Origin of the sequence: Providencia sp. PROV268, assembly GCF_028477805.1 — a bacterium.
Taxonomy (GTDB): Bacteria; Pseudomonadota; Gammaproteobacteria; order Enterobacterales; family Enterobacteriaceae; genus Providencia; species Providencia stuartii.
Map to the genome: position 1 here is coordinate 71353 of NZ_JAMPLW010000013.1, position 17430 is coordinate 88782.

The 17430-nt window shown below is 41.8% G+C and carries 16 protein-coding genes; 7 read left to right on the forward strand and 9 right to left on the reverse strand.

The window, feature by feature from the left end; genetic code table 11:
- Positions 1-22 precede the first annotated feature (22 nt).
- Positions 23-463 (forward strand): PACE efflux transporter, encoded by a 441-nt coding sequence (locus tag PR699_RS11450; protein ID WP_004918323.1) that lies wholly within the window; start codon positions 23-25, stop codon positions 461-463.
- Positions 464-927: 464 nt separating this feature from the next.
- Here the strand turns inward: PR699_RS11450 and PR699_RS11455 are convergent, their stop codons facing one another.
- On the reverse strand, positions 928-2358 hold the full coding sequence (locus PR699_RS11455) for a 6-phospho-beta-glucosidase (protein WP_272572897.1): 1431 nt from the start codon (positions 2356-2358) through the stop codon (positions 928-930).
- 43 nt (positions 2359-2401) lie between these two features.
- Positions 2402-3841: a PTS cellobiose/arbutin/salicin transporter subunit IIBC gene (ascF, locus tag PR699_RS11460; RefSeq protein ID WP_014657994.1), complete on the reverse strand. Its 1440-nt coding sequence runs from the start codon at positions 3839-3841 to the stop codon at positions 2402-2404.
- Between the two features lie 356 nt (positions 3842-4197).
- On the opposite strand from ascF, the gene PR699_RS11465 reads away from it, so the two are divergent.
- Positions 4198-5211 (forward strand): LacI family DNA-binding transcriptional regulator, encoded by a 1014-nt coding sequence (locus tag PR699_RS11465; protein WP_014657993.1) that lies wholly within the window; start codon positions 4198-4200, stop codon positions 5209-5211.
- Positions 5212-5431: 220 nt separating this feature from the next.
- Here PR699_RS11465 and PR699_RS11470 read toward each other — a convergent pair whose 3' ends face one another.
- The 5 genes from PR699_RS11470 to PR699_RS11490 all read right to left on the reverse strand — a co-directional run bounded on the left by PR699_RS11470 (position 5432) and on the right by PR699_RS11490 (position 8972).
- Complete coding sequence (locus PR699_RS11470; protein ID WP_014657992.1) at positions 5432-5695, reverse strand: DUF2798 domain-containing protein; 264 nt, start codon at positions 5693-5695, stop codon at positions 5432-5434.
- A 243-nt stretch (positions 5696-5938) separates the two neighbouring features.
- Positions 5939-6475 (reverse strand): aminoglycoside N-acetyltransferase AAC(2')-Ia, encoded by a 537-nt coding sequence (aac(2')-Ia, locus tag PR699_RS11475; protein WP_004918308.1) that lies wholly within the window; start codon positions 6473-6475, stop codon positions 5939-5941.
- A gap of 102 nt (positions 6476-6577) precedes the next feature.
- The gene (locus tag PR699_RS11480; protein WP_230089751.1) at positions 6578-7165 is read right to left on the reverse strand and encodes a YcxB family protein; all 588 of its coding nucleotides are present in this window, start codon (positions 7163-7165) and stop codon (positions 6578-6580) included.
- Between the two features lie 166 nt (positions 7166-7331).
- Complete coding sequence (locus PR699_RS11485; protein WP_014657990.1) at positions 7332-8339, reverse strand: LacI family DNA-binding transcriptional regulator; 1008 nt, start codon at positions 8337-8339, stop codon at positions 7332-7334.
- An 81-nt stretch (positions 8340-8420) separates the two neighbouring features.
- The gene (locus tag PR699_RS11490; protein ID WP_014657989.1) at positions 8421-8972 is read right to left on the reverse strand and encodes a D-lyxose/D-mannose family sugar isomerase; all 552 of its coding nucleotides are present in this window, start codon (positions 8970-8972) and stop codon (positions 8421-8423) included.
- 211 nt (positions 8973-9183) lie between these two features.
- Here PR699_RS11490 and PR699_RS11495 point away from each other — a divergent pair, with 211 nt between their 5' ends.
- From PR699_RS11495 to PR699_RS11515, 5 genes are read left to right on the forward strand one after another with little or no spacing between them, the layout of a single operon-like run.
- A complete protein-coding gene (locus tag PR699_RS11495) occupies positions 9184-10221 on the forward strand; it encodes an NAD(P)-dependent alcohol dehydrogenase (protein WP_014657988.1) in 1038 nt (345 codons plus the stop codon).
- Between the two features lie 3 nt (positions 10222-10224).
- On the forward strand, positions 10225-11736 hold the full coding sequence (gene xylB, locus PR699_RS11500; protein WP_004918297.1) for a xylulokinase: 1512 nt from the start codon (positions 10225-10227) through the stop codon (positions 11734-11736).
- The gene (locus tag PR699_RS11505) at positions 11733-13235 is read left to right on the forward strand and encodes a sugar ABC transporter ATP-binding protein (RefSeq protein WP_004918294.1); all 1503 of its coding nucleotides are present in this window, start codon (positions 11733-11735) and stop codon (positions 13233-13235) included. Before xylB ends, PR699_RS11505 begins: the two co-directional genes overlap by 4 nt.
- A gap of 42 nt (positions 13236-13277) precedes the next feature.
- Complete coding sequence (locus PR699_RS11510; RefSeq protein ID WP_041705245.1) at positions 13278-14318, forward strand: ABC transporter permease; 1041 nt, start codon at positions 13278-13280, stop codon at positions 14316-14318.
- Between the two features lie 38 nt (positions 14319-14356).
- Positions 14357-15361 carry a substrate-binding domain-containing protein gene (locus PR699_RS11515; RefSeq protein WP_014657986.1) on the forward strand — a complete coding sequence of 335 codons (1005 nt, stop codon included), beginning with the start codon at positions 14357-14359 and terminating at the stop codon, positions 15359-15361.
- Between the two features lie 38 nt (positions 15362-15399).
- On the opposite strand, the gene PR699_RS11520 is transcribed toward PR699_RS11515, so the two are convergent.
- Together PR699_RS11520 and PR699_RS11525 are read right to left on the reverse strand one after the other, a co-directional pair.
- Positions 15400-15765: a hypothetical protein gene (locus PR699_RS11520; RefSeq protein WP_014657985.1), complete on the reverse strand. Its 366-nt coding sequence runs from the start codon at positions 15763-15765 to the stop codon at positions 15400-15402.
- 283 nt (positions 15766-16048) lie between these two features.
- Positions 16049-17410 carry a sodium:alanine symporter family protein gene (locus PR699_RS11525; protein WP_004918286.1) on the reverse strand — a complete coding sequence of 454 codons (1362 nt, stop codon included), beginning with the start codon at positions 17408-17410 and terminating at the stop codon, positions 16049-16051.
- Positions 17411-17430 lie beyond the last annotated feature (20 nt).

Genomic DNA, 17430 nt, shown 5'->3' on the forward strand with positions numbered 1-17430 from the left:
GACACAGTAAATGAGATAAAACATGCAAGGTATTAAGCGTAAAATTGTTTTTATCACCGCCTATGAAGTGATTGGCTGGGTGATTTCATCATTAGCACTCGCATTTCTTTCGGGGAATTCAGCGGGTACAACTGGGCCATTGGCTTTGGTAATAACCACTATCGCCGTTAGTTGGAACTTTATTTTCAATGTCGCTTTTGAATATTGGGAATCCAAACAGAAATCCCGAATTCGCACATTTCGCCGCCGGTTTGCCCATGCGGTTTTATTTCAATTAACCTTGGTGATCTTTCTAATTCCATTGATTGCTTGGTGGCTATCAATTAGCTTGTTACAAGCTCTGATATTGGATTTTGCTTTAATTATTTTTATCCCTATCTACACATTCTTTTTTAATTGGGCCTTTGACAAGATATTTGGGCTTCCGGCATCTGCCTTGCCGCAACAGGAGCACAGTCATTAATGAGCTAACTCAAATAGCCATCCTAAATAAGGATGGCTATTTGGTTGTTGACGAAATAGTTAGAATAACCCGCAAACACTAGCCAATCATATTATCATTCACTGACCATCCCATCATTACTCCACCCACTTCTTCAATAGAGTGACTGTTGTCGTTCAAACAATGCCGCTTTCTACCTTCCAGCCAACTGAATGAGAGAGCGTTTTCCCTTCCTTTGAAGCGGATAACATTCCTCGCTGGTAACATGCCTCCATGATTTCATGGGTATACAGAATCAAACTCGCGCAATTCCTTGGCGACGATAACTTTGATCAACAACCATCGCTTCAAGGTAATTCACCGAAATGAGGCCATCATGAATTACCCTATTTCTCTGTAACGGTCATAAATGACTTTTTTGGCTACACTAGAACGTTTTCACCGTTTTAATAGCCCCTAGTTAAACACTGAACTAGGGGATTCTGTTATTCCAGATCCTCCCCATGACTCGCGATGACTTTTTGATACCAGTAGAAGGATTTTTTTTTCTTTCGTTCACGTGTTCCCCTACCTTGATCGTCAAGATCAACATAAATAAAGCCATAGCGTTTACTTAATTCCCCAGTGGACGCAGCAACCAAATCAATACAAGACCATGCTGTGTAGCCGATTACCGGAATACCATCCCCAATAGCCTCAGCCATAGCACGAATATGGCTACGTAAGTAGCTAATCCGATAATCATCATTAATTTCGCCGTCTTCCGTCACTTCATCTTTTGCACCGAACCCATTTTCGACTAAAAAAAGTGGTTTTTGATAACGGTCATACATCATATTCATCGTGATACGTAAGCCCAAGGGATCGATACCCCATCCCCAATCACTAACCTTGATATAGGGGTTTTTCAAGGACTTAACGACGTTGGCTTCGCTGCTATTCTGCTCGCTCATTTCTGCGGAAGTGCAACGGGAAGTGTAGTAACTAAAAGAGACAAAATCGACGGTATTGGTGAGAATCGCTTCATCTTCTGGCTCTACAACAAGCGAAATGTTCTTCTCTTTAAATAAGCGAGTTGCATAAGCTGGATAATATCCACGTACCTGTATATCCGTGAAAAAGAGGTTCTCGCGATCTTTATTCAGTGCCGCCCATACATCATCAGGACGACATGACCAAGGATAAAATCCCCCTCCAGCTAACATACAGCCAACTTGGTTTTCAGGATTAACTTCATGCGCAATACATGTCGCTAAAGCGCTGGCCACTAACACATGATGAGCTGCTTGATATTTAACCTGTTCAGGATCTTCATCAGCCTTGAAAACAAGCCCTGCGGCAGAAAAAGGGCTGTGCAGCATAATGTTGATTTCATTGAAAGTAAGCCAGTACTTTACTAAGCCATTAAACTCTTCGAAACAGGTTCGCGCGTAGCGGCTAAAAAAACCCACCATTTTTCGGTTACGCCATGAACCATACTCAGTCACCAAGTGCATGGGAACATCGAAGTGGCATAAAGTAACGAGTGGCTCAATATTGTATTTCTTACACTCATTAAACAGATCACGATAGAAAGCAATGCCTTCAGCATTAGGCGCCAACTCATCACCATTAGGATAAAGCCGACTCCATGCGATGGACGTTCTAAACACACTAAAGCCCATTTCCGCGAACAGTGCGATGTCTTCTTTATAGTGATGATAAAAATCAATAGATTGGTGACTGGGGTAATATTCATCCTTACGTAAGCTATAGCGTTGTTCCAACCCCAGTTTAACCGGCATCCGATGACTACCATAAGGGATCATGTCCACCGTGGTCAGCCCTTTTCCACTTTCACGGTATGCTCCCTCAGCTTGATTGGCTGAGATAGCTCCCCCCCAAAGGAAATTCTTGGGGAATTTTGCTGTGGACATACGTGTTTCTCCTGATTTATTCATTCACTCAGATAATTATTTGTTACGAACGAGATAAAGCCTGTGCTAGCTGTTTTGGTTTATCATCCTGTTTTTCAACAGGAATATCTTCAAACCCAAGTAGCAGTGTCACAATAAATGACATTACCACCGACAAGATCATGACTCCAAATACCCAAACGATACTCATCGGATTTTGTGGATCAAAAAACTGTACGCTGGTGAATAGACCCGGAGCGGCCATAGAGTGACTTGCTAAACCACCGATTCCAGCAATTGCACCACAGAAAAATCCAGTGATTAAACAAGCGATTAAAGGTTTCTTAAGACGTATTACTACGCCATACAGTGCAGGCTCTGTGATCCCGGCGACAATCGCTGAGGCCGCAGCGGCAAGTGCCGTCTGACGTAATTCAGGGTTTTTCGTCCGCCAAGCAACCGCCAGCGATGAGCCACCCAATGAGAGGTTGGCACCAATTTCAGATGGCATCACCATGCCTTCTTTTCCTGTCTCAGCAATTGTCTGAATAATGGTTGGAGTAAATACTCTATGCATACCCGTCATGACAAGCAGTGGCCAAATAGCTCCCATAATGGCGACAGATAACCAACCAAGATAGTCATGAATAGTGTAAACCAGCGCTGAAATGCCACTCCCAATCCAGACCCCCATCGGCCCAATCAGGATAATGGCAATCGGCGAAGCTATCAGCACAATGAGCATCGGTTTAAGGAAATTTTTTGTAACCGCAGGGGTGATTTTATCAATCCACTTTTCAATATAAGAGAGGATCCAAGTCATGCATAATGCCGGGATCACAGTATAGGTGTATTTTACTGGAGTAATTGAAATTCCAATAAAATCGACAGGTTGACCTTGCGCTGCTTTAGCCATTAATTCAATAAATGCTGGATGCACCAACACCCCTGAAATAGCAATGGCGAGCGACATATTGGTTTTGAATTTCAGTGCAGCAGAGGCGGCAACCATAATCGGTAAGAAGAAAAATGCCCCATCACCAATGACATTGAGCAAAATAAATGTGGAGGAACTTTTTGTCAGAATACCAGACATCTCGAGGATCATGGCCAGTAATTTTACCATTGACGCGCCAATAATCGCAGGGATCAGCGGTGACATCGTGCTGATTAAAGCATCGAGAATACCGCTTCCTACACGGCGAAAGGACCAGCTTTTTTTAGCGATAAGTTGAGTTTCCTGCACAGCTCCTTCTGGTAGCAACTTGATCACTTGCTCATAAACCTTTGAAACTGTATTACCAATGATGATCTGATACTGTAAGTCCATCTTCACTACACCCAGCACACCATCGATACTTTTTAAGCGTGCAAGGTCAACAGGCTTATCGCTTTTCAATACAAGCCGCAGACGGGTCATACAGTGAGTAATAGCAGTGATATTTTCACTCCCGCCAATAGCATCAACAATTGCACGGGAAACAGCCACATAGTTCTTTGACATAATTAAATGCTCTCTTGTAATCACACTTTTCATTCAGCGGTATGCAGCTATACCCGTAACGAATACATATTCTGGTTTTTTGTAAACGCACCTAAACCTATGTATTAATAGATATTTAATATCATTGCTTAAGTGTTTATATTACTGGGCAACAAATAGGTAACCGGTTACATATAATATTTAATATATTTGAAAGTAGTTCAAGACGTTTATTATTTTAATTGTTTTTATGTGACAGTTTTCACGTAATAGGATTGGGTTTTGGCTGGGATCCGCTTTGGTAGTGACATAGACCTCTGCATCTCCCTATATAAAAGTGTAAAATGATTTTGATATCAATTTGTCAGGATAAAGATATGTCTACAATGCAGGAAGTAGCGAAACGGGCAAACGTATCAAAAGCGACAGTTTCGCGAGTACTATCTGGAAAAGGCTACACCAGCGAGGAGACCAAAGTACGGGTCTATCAAGCCATTGAAGAAACCGGCTATCGTCCTAATTTACTAGCGCGTCACCTTTCAACCAGCAAATCCGCCTGCATTGGTTTGGTGGTGACCAATAATCTTTATCAGGGCAGTTATTTTAATGAAATCCTGTCACAAGCAGCAAAAAAACTAGAGGACAATGGCCGGCAACTGCTCCTTGTTGATGGAAAGCACAGTGCAGAGGAAGAGCATGCTGCGATTCAATTTTTGCTCGGATTGCGTTGTGATGCGATTATTGTTTATTCACGCTTTCTGAGTATTAGCCAGATAGATGAAATCATTGATCAACATACCCAACCGATTATGGTTGTGAACCGTAAACTGAGAAAAAATCACAGTCACTGTGTTGTCTGCGATCATAGGGGTGCCAGTTTTAATGCGACACAGTATCTCATTTCCCGAGGGCATAAAGAAATTGCCTTTATCACTGGTTCAATGGACTCGCCAACCGCGATTGAACGCCTGTCTGGTTATAAAGATGCCTTATCTGCCAATGGTATTGATATTAATGAGTCACTAATTATTTCTGGTCACTGGACACCATCTTGTGGTACTCAGGCCGTAATAAAATTACAGCAGCAAGCGACGCCTTTCACCGCTATTCTAGCCAGTAATGACGATATGGCCATTGGTGCAATCAAAGCGTTGGATGATGCAGGTATAACCGTTCCACAGCACGTTTCCGTTATCGGTTTCGATGATATTCCATTAGCCCCCTTCCTAAAACCTGCTTTATCCAGCATTAAAGATCCCATAAGTGCAATGATTAATGAGGCGATCCATCGCACTATTTCGATGCTTGATGGTGGCTATTTTTCAAAAGAAAACATCTTTACGTCTGAATTGAAAATAAGGGATTCAGTCGCTGATGGCCCTTATTTGTAGCGACTCACTATTGATCTCGTATGAATTTGGTGGCCATCAATGAGTTTGTTACAAGTTCTGATATTGGATTTGGCTTTAATTATGTGTATCTCTATCTACACATTCTTTATTAATTGAGCCTTTGACAAGATATTTGGCTTACCCAAAACCAGCATTACCACAAAAAGCGCAGATAACTTAATAATACCAATACGCCATCCATCATAAGGATGGCGATTACTTAACTCTTAACAAAAAATAGAGAGAATCTTTTCGCTAGTGGCAGAACGACCAGTACGGTAGGAAAAGCAATTATCCATGATAACATCCAAGAACTTAACCAAGGTGCTAGCATTTCACTATTCAACCCTAACGCTTTAACTGTACTGATTAAAGAAACAATACCACTCATCACTAATGACAAGAAAAAAGGGATCAAAAAGATCAGTGCTCTGGTGGGAAGTTTAGGTATTCCAAAGAGGGTATTTTTATTTTGTGAAGACATCGTGCAGACTCCAAATAAGACGAACACAACAGCATATAACTGTTGCATGACAAGTTATATGCGTTGATTAACGTAAACGCTTACGAGTCCTTAGACTAAAAATCAGCCTGTATTCTATATATAACAATTTTGTTGTCAAACTGGATTACCATTTAATGGTTTTATTTTTATCAATAAAATGAAAACTAACCTAAATATTATTAACAGTAATCCAGAATAATAACGCTATATTATCAATTTTGATTACCACTGATCACCGCCACGAAAATCACAGTAAAGCGAAGCGGTAAAATCAACCTCACCATCCGCTTTCCAGCCCATGACTCCGCCTTCTTCTTCAATAGAACGGATATAGCTCCCTTGTTTCAATTCAAACAACTTACCTTTCCAGATTTGCCATCCAACCGAATGATACAATTTTTGTCCATCATCTGAAGCCGACAGCAGCCCTAATTGATAACACGAAGCTATAATTTTATTGGTTTGCAGCATCAATTGCCGCCCAATACCTTGGCGACGATAACTTTGTTCAACTACCATCGCTTCAACATACCCTACAGAGATAGGCGTATTATCTAGGGCCATATGGCGTTGAATAATTGCAACATGACCAACCAATTTTTGTTGATCAAAAGCCATGACGTGCATTCCACCTAAAGTGTGCGCGAAATCGTCATGCGAAAAATCGCCTTCAAAACCTTCAATTAATAAATCGTAAAGCGCTTCTTTTTCACTCAGTGTCAATTGGCTGGTATGCAGACTGCGGTATTCTATGCCCATAAAAACCTATATTAAAGTCGATTAAAGATACCGATACATTATAACGCCATTGAACCACCAAAAAGCGAAACAATCGTGCACTTTTCTTCACTTAACAGCTTATTATGGCACCGTATGTCGCTCGATTTGCTTTTTAATAAACGAATAAAGTTGCTGAAATTCTTCTTGTGAAGAAAACACTCGTGTAGGGAAAATAATAAAATCATTATCTCCAACATGGACAAATATCAAATCTTCTTGCACATCAACCTTGTTAACTCGAGGCCATAACACCTTATACATACTGTTATCTTGGATGAACTCAATAAAATAACGGTTAATTTTAATATGTCTAATATATGTCTCATCGTTTTGCTCTTTGTGTTCATATTTTTTCATAAAATATTTTTCTAACACACTAGAAAGAAGGAGCGCCATCACTGCTATGACAATAAATGCTAGGGCTGTGCCACTCATTCTTTGTAAGCGAGCCATACTCGGGTCTATCTCTGTCGATAACAACAGCAATAATGCAATAGCAAAAAAGAATAATAAACCGATGACAAGACTATACAAGCTTAGATTGGCTATATTAAGGACCCAATGATAGGGTTTAGCCACGCTTATCACTTTGTTTGCTTTTATATACTTTTGTATTTTTCGTATTTCAGAAATAGAAAGTGAAAACTTGATGTCATAACGGTCTTTCATCTCACTAATGCCCCCAAACATTGGCTTTTAGTCTATCTTGGCAAGTATCACTATAGAGATATAAAAATGATATTTCCTCATGAAATATCACCCATAATAGTCTTATTCAGACACGTTAAGTTATGATAACAACAATATTTTCACCATTCTATGAAAGGAAAATTGACTAAACCGTATTGGTGAGTTTACCTCTAACAATAACCTTTGCTGGCTTCGCTGTTTCATCCGATGCCCTTCTCACCGCCATGTTAATCACTTGCCAAGAGATTTCTTGCAAATCGTGCGAGATACAAGGGAAGTTAAAACCATAAATTGATGAATAAGAGACCTCATCAATACTAAACAGTGAAACATCATCACGTAATGAAATTTGATGCTTAATACAAGCCTTGATGATCCCCAAAGAAATCTGGTTATTACAGCCGACAAAGAAATCAGGGGCACTGTTTTTTTGTAGATAGCTATCCGTTACTTTATAAGCTTCATCCATCAGAAAATCTGCATATAAAATTTCAACCTTATCGACACTTCCTTGTAATGCAGCTTTAAGCCCTGTCACCCTATCCCGTGCGACATTAGAATCTTCGGGTCCTGAAACAATGACAACACTTTTTGCCTCTTGTGACTGTATAAAACGCCCGGCTTGCAAACCACAGTCTAAATTATCAATATAAACACCACTACAGTGCTTAATATCAACTTCTCGGTCGACTAAAATAACAGGGATATTTAGCAGCTCAAGCTGCCGAAAATAATCGGGCTTATAAAAACGATCAGACGAAACCACAGAAAGAATGATGGCGTCAACATTATAGCCTATCAACTTTTCAATGATACGCGCCTCATTTTCCTTTGACTCATAAGAATCAAAAACCAATGTGTCGTACCCTACTTGATAGGCTTCTTGTGTCATCAACTTCGCTAAACCACCAAAAAATGGGTTCCCCATATCGGGGCTAACAATACCAATCGTTTTTGATGACTTAGCACGTAAATTGCGCGCTACGGCATTAACGACATAACCGATTTTGTCTGCCGCCTCTAAAATCCTTTTCAGCGTCTCGGGATGAACTTTATCTGGCTGAGAAAAAGCGCGTGATGCGGTGATTTTGCTGACATTAGCAAGCGCTGCGACATTTTCTAATGTCACTTTCTGTGACTTATGATCGGCCAATTTCATCTCCTTATTAAATTAAGTATCATTTCGTACCATTATAGTATCATTTAATCGTTTCAGTCATGCAAAACCGTAATATTATTCGATCCCTTCTAAACGTCGTACTCTTGGGTCGGTAAAAATATCAAATTCATCACGACTTTCACTTGAGAACTCAGAAACAACCGCTCCCATACTGCCAGCTTTAAACCAATGTAATGTATTAGGTTTTATCGTATACTGCTCTCCCGGTTTGAGTAAAATAAAGCGGTCACACTGATACCACTGCTCATCACCTTCTGGTTTAGGGCAAATCGGTTCCCCCGATTCATTTTTATTCAATGTTAACGAATCATCATCAACAAATAGGTATACTTCCCCCCACCGACAACGAAAAGTTTCTTGCTTACCCATTGAAGAGCCAAACGGTGGATGCCGATGCTCAGGGCAAACCTGATGGGGAAACAGCACCAACTCTTTAGCACAATAACGTTCGCTATTACAATAAGTTAACAGTTGTAAGCCTGAACGTGGATAGTCTGGTAATCCAAAACTGGCGATCTCAATTCGTGCTTTTTCTTCTTCTGTGAGACGGATATGTGCTTTTTCTAGAAAATTAACGACTTGCTGCCGATAGTGTGCTTTATTCATGCTCTGCTCTCCTCAATGATACCGATAACATTATAACGGCATCCCCCCCTCAAAAAATGTGATCAGGTAGCCTATTCTTCCGCTTTTGTTTACAAAAATGCCACTCATTTAATGAAACTATAACCTGCGTCACATAAAAATAATAAAATTCGATCTAATATCCGCATCATAAAAATGATATCGATACCATAAAAATGAGCCAGAGGTAATCATGAAAGCATTAGTACTCGAAAAAGCAGGGAAAATTTCTATTCAAGATTGGCAAAGTCCTGAAGTCCTTGGAGAGGATGATGTCGAAATTAAAATTCATACCGTAGGCATTTGCGGTAGTGATGTTCACTACTACCAACATGGTCGTATCGGCCCCTTCGTCGTTGAAAAGCCAATGATTTTGGGCCATGAAGCATCCGGCGTAATTACCGCTGTTGGTAAAAATGTCACTCATCTAAAAGTTGGCGATCGCGTATGTATGGAACCCGGTATTCCTAATTTACAATCCACGCAATCGCGCGCTGGCCTGTACAACCTCGATCCCGCTGTACGCTTTTGGGCGACTCCTCCTGTTGATGGTTGCCTACGCGAGAGCGTTATTCATCCCGCTGCGTTCACTTTTAAATTACCTGAAAATGTCTCTTTTGCTGAAGGCGCAATGGTTGAACCACTCGCTATCGGTATGCAAGCCGCGACCAAAGCTGAAATCAAGCCCGGTGATATCGCACTCGTTATTGGTGCGGGAACTATCGGTATTATCACCGCGTTGTCTGCACTCGCTGGCGGCTGTTCAGATGTCATCATCTGTGACCTCTTCGATAAAAAACTGGAAGTCGCTAAACAATATTCAGGCCTACACCCTATCAATAGCAAAGATACTCAAGCTATCGCCGATAAAGTTAATGAACTCACTGAAGGTAATGGGGTGAATGTCTTATTCGAATGCAGCGGAGCGAAAGCGGTGATCGCTAATATCACTGAGCATATGGCACCGGGTGGAACTGCCGTATTAGTTGGTATGCCAATTGATCCTGCGCCTTTAGATATTGTTTCAGCGCAAGCGAAAGAAATTACGTTTAAAACCATTTTCCGTTACGCAAACATGTACCCACGTACTATCCGCCTACTCAGTTCCGGTAAGCTCAACGTAAAACCTTTGTTGTCAGCCACTTATAAGTTTAAAGACAGTGTTGAGGCTTATGAGCGTGCAGCTGAAGGCCGTCCAACCGATATTAAGATTGTGCTGGAAATGGAGTAATACATGACATTGTATGCTGGGATCGATTGCGGTACACAAAGTACCAAAGTCGTTATCGTGGATAGCGAAAGCGCACAAATTTTGGGTGAAGGCTCTGCGCCTCACCCACTCATTAGCGAAGCATCTGGGCGCCGTGAACAGCATGCTTCTTGGTGGACAGACGCACTTGTCAGTGCGTTTCACCAAGCGCTCAATAATGCCAGTATTGATGGTAAAGAGATAGCCGCAATCGCCGTTTCAGGCCAACAACATGGTTTTGTGCCTTTGGATGCCCAAGGCAAAGTGATCGCACCGGTTAAACTGTGGTGTGATACGGAAACAACGGCAGAAAACCAAAAGATCATTGATGCTTTAGGTGGCACTGACGGTGCGTTATCTCAACTCGGACTCATGCCTCAAACAGGTTATACCATTTCTAAAATTTTATGGTTGAAAACTCACCACCCTGAACTTTGGGAACAGTTAGAGACGGTATTACTGCCACATGATTACCTCAATTTTTGGCTAACGGGCGTTCGTGTGGCTGAATTTGGTGATGCATCTGGTACTGGCCTGTTAAATATTCGTACCCGTGAATGGGATGTTCATACCATCAATCTAATTGATGATTCAGGCCGTCTACAACGAGCTTTACCTCCACTTGTCACTGCTGAAACCTGCATTGGCACCGTACTTCCTGAAATCGCCCATAAACTTGGCATTTCGAGCCAAACGAAAGTGGCATCAGGCGGGGGTGACAACATGATGGCTGCAATTGGTACTGGTAATATTATACCGGGTATCATCACCATGAGCTTAGGTACCTCTGGCACACTATTTACCTATTCGAATACACCTGTTGTCGCCGATTCAGAAATGATTGCCGGTTTCTGCTCTTCAACCAATGGTTGGCTGCCTTTGATTTGCACAATGAATGTCACATCAGCCACCACGACGATACAAAAATTTTTGAATCTTGATCTTAATGGTTTTAATCAGGCCTTAGAGCAAACAGAGCCGGGTGCTAATGGGTTACAAATACTGCCATTTTTCAATGGCGAACGTGTTCCTCAACTGCCTCTCGCTAAGGCGAGCATCCATAATATTGATAGTAATAATTTAAATGCACAAAATTTGAGCCTTGCTGTCGTAGAAAGCGCCACTTATGGTTTGCGCTTTGGCATTGATTTATTCCGTAAACAAGGGATACAAACCAACGAAATCCGCCTAACTGGTGGCGGGGCTAAAAGTGCCAAATGGCGTCAAATTGTCGCGAACATTATGAATTCCCCTGTTATTTGTGTGACTAACAGCGAAGCTGCCGCACTGGGAGCGGCTATTCAAGCTGTTTGGTGCGACACCTTAACAGAGCAAGATAATAAAACAGAATTATTAGCAAAAATTTGCCAGCGTTTCGTTCACCTTGATGAGAGCACGCTGGTCAATCCTGATAGTGAAAAAGTTTCTCGCTATGAAGCTTTATATCAAGACTATCTTTCGTTACTCCAAACTGAATATCCAGAGGTGGCTGTATGACAAACTCAGCGGGCATTCAGGCGGATGAACTTTTACATATTACTGGGGTTAAAAAATCGTTTGGGCCAGTCGTTGCGCTGAAAAATGCGCAATTTAGCCTGAAAAAAGGATCTATTCATGCTTTATGTGGCGGCAATGGCGCAGGTAAATCGACCTTTTTAAGTATCCTAATGGGGTTCATTCAGCCTGACTCAGGCGACATTTTTGTGAAAGGAAAACGGTGTCACTTTCATCAACCAAAGGATGCACTCAATGCCGGTATAGCGATTGTTCAACAAGAACTGAGTTCGATTCCTGATCTGACAATTGCAGAGAATATTTGGTTAGGTCGCGAGCCTAAAAAACTCGGTTTCGTTGATTTCAAAAAAATGAATCAACTGACAGCAGATTTAATGGCTGACCTACATTTTGATCTTTCGCCAACAGAAAAAGTGCGCAATCTCAGCGTTGCTGAACAACAACTGGTGGAAATTGCTAAAGCACTTTCTCACTCAAATGCTGACATCATCATTATGGATGAACCAACATCCGCAATAGGTGAAGAGGATGCGCAAAAAATCTTTGATGTGATTACGCGTTTAGCTCAAAAAGGCAAAGGGATTATTTATGTTTCCCACCGCCTATCCGAGATATTCCAAATCGCGGACACTTTTTCGATTTTCCGTGATGGCACATTTATCACTGAAGGGGCGATTGCCGATATTACTCGCGAACAATTAATTGAGCATATTATCGGTGGCGAATTTAAAGATGAATTCGCCAAATTCAACCAACCAACTAATGAAACTATTTTAACTGTCGAACAATTAAGTTGGCTCAATAAAATAAAAAATATCAGCCTCACCCTGAAAAAAGGCGAGATCCTTGGAATATATGGGCTGGTTGGGTCGGGCCGTAGTGAGTTTCTTGATCTTATTTTTGGTATTGAACACGCCTCATCGGGAACCATTAAAATTAATGACATCCAATTAGGGAAACACTCCCCTCAAGATGCCATTAAAGCGGGCATTGCTTATGTCACTGAAGACAGGAAAGAAACGGGGTTAATGCTGGGTCGTTCAATTAACGAAAACATTAATATCGCTTCATTCTCTGATATTAGCAGAGCGAGTTTTATCAATGAAAAGAAAGAGCAAGCTCGTGCAGATGACATGATCAAACTCTTCAACATTAAAACACCAGATGCCGATCAACTTGCAGGAAATCTTAGTGGTGGTAACCAACAAAAGGTTGTCTTAGGCCGTTGGGCGCTTCTCGACCCTGAAGTGATGCTACTTGATGAACCAACCCGTGGAATCGATGTGGGAGCCAAAAAAGAAATCTATCGTTATATGTCGGAGTTCGCTTTAAAAGGCAAAGGGATCATCATGGTTTCTTCTGAACTGTCAGAAATTATCGGTATGAGCGACCGCATTATTGTATTCCGTGATGGTGAATTAGCTGGTGAGTTATCGGCAACTGAAGCAACTCAAACAGAATTAATGAAACTTGCTGTTTAATTCAGCACATTGGTTTTTATTCAAAAAATAAAGAGAAAAACTATGAATAGTACTTACTCTACGCCAACAACGGGGATGTCCTTTTTAGCCCGCAATAAGAAAAACATGCACAAGTACGGCATTATCATGGCTTTCTTTGTACTTTGCCTAATTGTTGCTGTGATAGGTGAAGTGCAAGTTGCGCGCGGCGAATGGACTAACAACTATTTTCTTAGTCAAGACAATATGTTGATTGTCTTACGCCAAATATCAATTAACGGTATCTTAGCGATTGGCATGACCTTCGTCATTATCACCGCGGGGGTTGACTTATCGGTTGGCTCAGTCCTCGCTCTGAGCGGTATTGTAGCAGCGCGTTTTGCAACCACAAATGCAGGCCTATCCATTGGCGACACCGCGAATGCCGTTATGATGCCAATGATCATCGCATTAGGCATTGGTATCATCTGTGGTCTCATTAACGGAACTATTTTAGCAAGATTCAACCTACAACCGTTTATCGTGACCATGGGGATGCTCTCCGCTGCCCGTGGCTTAACCCTATTAACTACCGACGGCAACCCCGTATCACAACTCAATAATGACTTTAGATGGTTAGGTAATGGTTATATCTTTGATATCCCCGTGCCCGTCGTCATATTAATCGTGATCTTTGCACTCGCTTGGGTATTGCTAAATAAAACAACATTTGGCCGTTATGTCTATGCGGTTGGTGGCAATCCTAAAAGTGCAAGAACATCCGGTATTAGTGTCATCAAAGTCAAAGTGCTGGTTTATACCCTGTGTGGTGCATTAGCGGGTATTGCTGGGCTGATCCTTACCGCAAGAACTGGCTCTGCACAAACCAGTGCCGGTGGAGCCTATGAACTAGATGCTATCGCTGCCGTCGTTATTGGTGGAACCAGTATGTCTGGTGGCGTTGGTACACTGGTTGGCACCTTCTTTGGTGTGCTAATTATCGGCGTTATGAACAATGGATTAGATTTGTTGGGTGTTCCCTCTTATTACCAACAAATCATTAAAGGTGCGTTGATCGTCATCGCGGTTCTGCTCGACCCTTCACGTAAACAAAGACGTGACTAATTAAAACAACACTGACCCTCACTGTGAAAGGTATCATAATGAAAAAAATGACTAAAATTGCAGCTCTTACCACTGCACTATTCATGAGTAATATGGCGCTTGCAGCCAAAGAGGAGCCTGTCAAAATTGCTATTTTGATGTATGGCATGAAAGCTGAATTTGTTCAATTAATGGAAAAAGCCGCCAAAGAGCACCCTGCGGTTAAAGAGGGTGAAGCGGTGATCACCGTTTACGATGGGCGCTATGATCCGATGGTGCAAAACAACCAAGCGGAAACAGCAATTCAGACTAAAGCAGATGCTATCATCATCAACCCAATGGATTATGAAGCGAACATTGATGTCGTCACTATGGCAAATGATGCCAAAATCCCTGTGATCGTGACTAACGCACGCCTCAACACGGATAAAATGACCGCTGAAGTTGTTTCTGATGACGTTTTAGGTGGTTATATGGAAGCAAAAACCGTCCTCGATAAAATGAACTGTGAAGGTAATGTTGTGATTATCGAAGGCCCTAAAGGGGGTAGCGGTGAGATCCAACGAGGTGAAGGTAACGATAAAGCTATCGCTGAATGTGGCCCCGGAAAAATTAAAGTATTAGAACGCAAAACGGCTAACTGGTCACGTGCAGAAGCAATGCCACTCATGGAAAACTGGTTACAAAAACACCGTGGCAAAATCAACGGCGTCATCGCTCAAAACGATGAAATGGCTTTAGGTGCTATCGAAGCCATTAAAGGTGCTGGCCTTGATGTAAATAGCTTTGCTATTGCTGGTGTGGATGGTGTTTCTGATGCAATCCTAGCAGTGCAGAACGGAGAAATGGTTTCTATCCTACAAGATGCCAATGCTCAAATGCAGGGCTCGATTGATATCGCAATGAAGTCAGTCAAAGGCGACAGCTATCAACCCAAATCAGCTATTTGGAAACAATATGCCGATCAACTGCAATGGAATGACGGTAAAGATAAACGTTACCAAATCCCTTGGACTGTAGTCACAAAAGCCAATGCGCAACAACTGTTAGACGCACGTAGGTAAGTTATTTTTATCGCCACTCATACTTTGGGTGGCGATATTCAGCCCACATTATGAACAATCGGTAATTTCGTTATTTCCAATTCCGCTTCCCCTATTTTCGTGCATTCGACCTTTTCCCCATCCTTATAAATAAAATAGTAACGTTTATGATCCCCTGCCTTTTTCACTAATGAATCACCATTTAAGAAATTATAAATTTTATAGTTTACATTGTGTTCGTTATAACTAATGGCCGGGTGAGAGACAATAAAGCGGCTTCCCCACTTCAATGTGCTAATTAAATAATTTGTATGTAGTACGGTCATCACTCCCCTTTCAGGGCATTTAAGATCATATTCTTTCATCGCTTGCACGGGTAAGCAAATCGCACACAACATCGCAATCGAAATCCCCTTTTTTAGCATTTTCCCTCCGTATTATTAGCTTATTAATATATTACTCGCATCACCACTCGGGTTTTTATGAAAACATTGCCTCTACACAATTGCAATATTTTTCCTGTGAAATCATAGTGCTATTCTATTTATAAATAGAAAAAATCGATATTACATATAAGAAATATAGGTCTAACAGGGAAAGGCGTTGGAAAAGAATTAGGGGCGAATAAGAGCAAAATAAAAAACGAAAATACCCTACCACCTAAATGTTGAGTGGCCTCACAGAGCGTGAGGCCATCAGTGATATTATTTATTTTTCCATATCAATGCTGTCGGCATTGACATCTTTAATATGATCCCGCGTTAAACGGTAAACAACCGGACTTAACAATAATAGAGCAATCAAGTTCGGTATCGCCATCATCGCGTTTAAGGTATCTGCAAGTAGCCAAACAAAATCAAGAGATTGGGTTGCACCAATCGGTAATGCAATAAGCCATAACACCCTAAAGACCTTAATTGCCCTCACCCCAAATAAATATTGCACACATTTTTCACCGTAAAAACTCCATCCTAGGATAGTGGTAAAAGCAAATATGGCTAACGCAACGGCAACAATATAATTCCCACCGGGGATCGCTGATTGGAAAGAAGATGCGGTTAGTGTCGCCCCTGTTTCACTTGTTAACCATCCACCAGTAATAATGATAGTAAGACCTGTTACCGAACACACGATAATGGTATCGATAAAAGTACCTAACATTGCGATCAACCCTTGGCGGATCGGGTTTTGAGTTTTTGCCGCAGCGTGAGCAATAGGTGCACTTCCCAAACCAGCCTCATTGGAAAATACGCCACGCGCAACACCAAAGCGAATTGCCGCCCATACAGCAGCACCTGCAAACCCACCCTGAGCCGCAACCGGTGTAAATGCTGAGGTAATCACTAAAGAGAATGCAGCTGGGATCTCCGTAAAATTGAGCCCTAATACCAATAAACCTGCACCAAAATAAGCCACGGTCATGAATGGTACGAGTTTCCCTGCAACATCAGAGATACGACGCAATCCACCAATTAACACAGCACCAACTAAGATTACAAGTGCCCCAGCAGTCAACCATTTATGCACGCCGAAGTTACTTTCCAGCACATCGGCAACAGAGTTCGCTTGTACAGTATTCCCAATTCCAAAACTGGCGCAAGCACCAAAAAGAGCAAATAATGTACCTAACCAAATCCATTTAGGCCCTAAACCATTTTTGATGTAATACATTGGGCCACCAACATATTGTCCATACTTATCGACTTCTCGAAAACGTACCGCAAGCACAGCTTCTGAGTACTTTGTGGCCATACCAACCAATGCCGTGATCCACATCCAAAACAGCGCGCCTGGCCCTCCCATCACCACAGCGGTGGCAACCCCTGCGATATTACCAGTACCGATTGTCGCCGATAATGCTGTCATTAACGCATTAAAAGGCGATATTTGCCCTTCACCCCTATCCTCATTTTTCTGAAACAGTAACTTAAACCCTGTACCCAATTTACGGATTGGCAAAAATGCCAATCGGAGCTGCATATAGATCCCAACACCGAGGATCCCAATCAACATGGGAACTCCCCACACAATACCGTTAAGTTCTCCTAACCAAGCTGTTATCAGTTCCATTCTGCCCTCACATAAGCTGT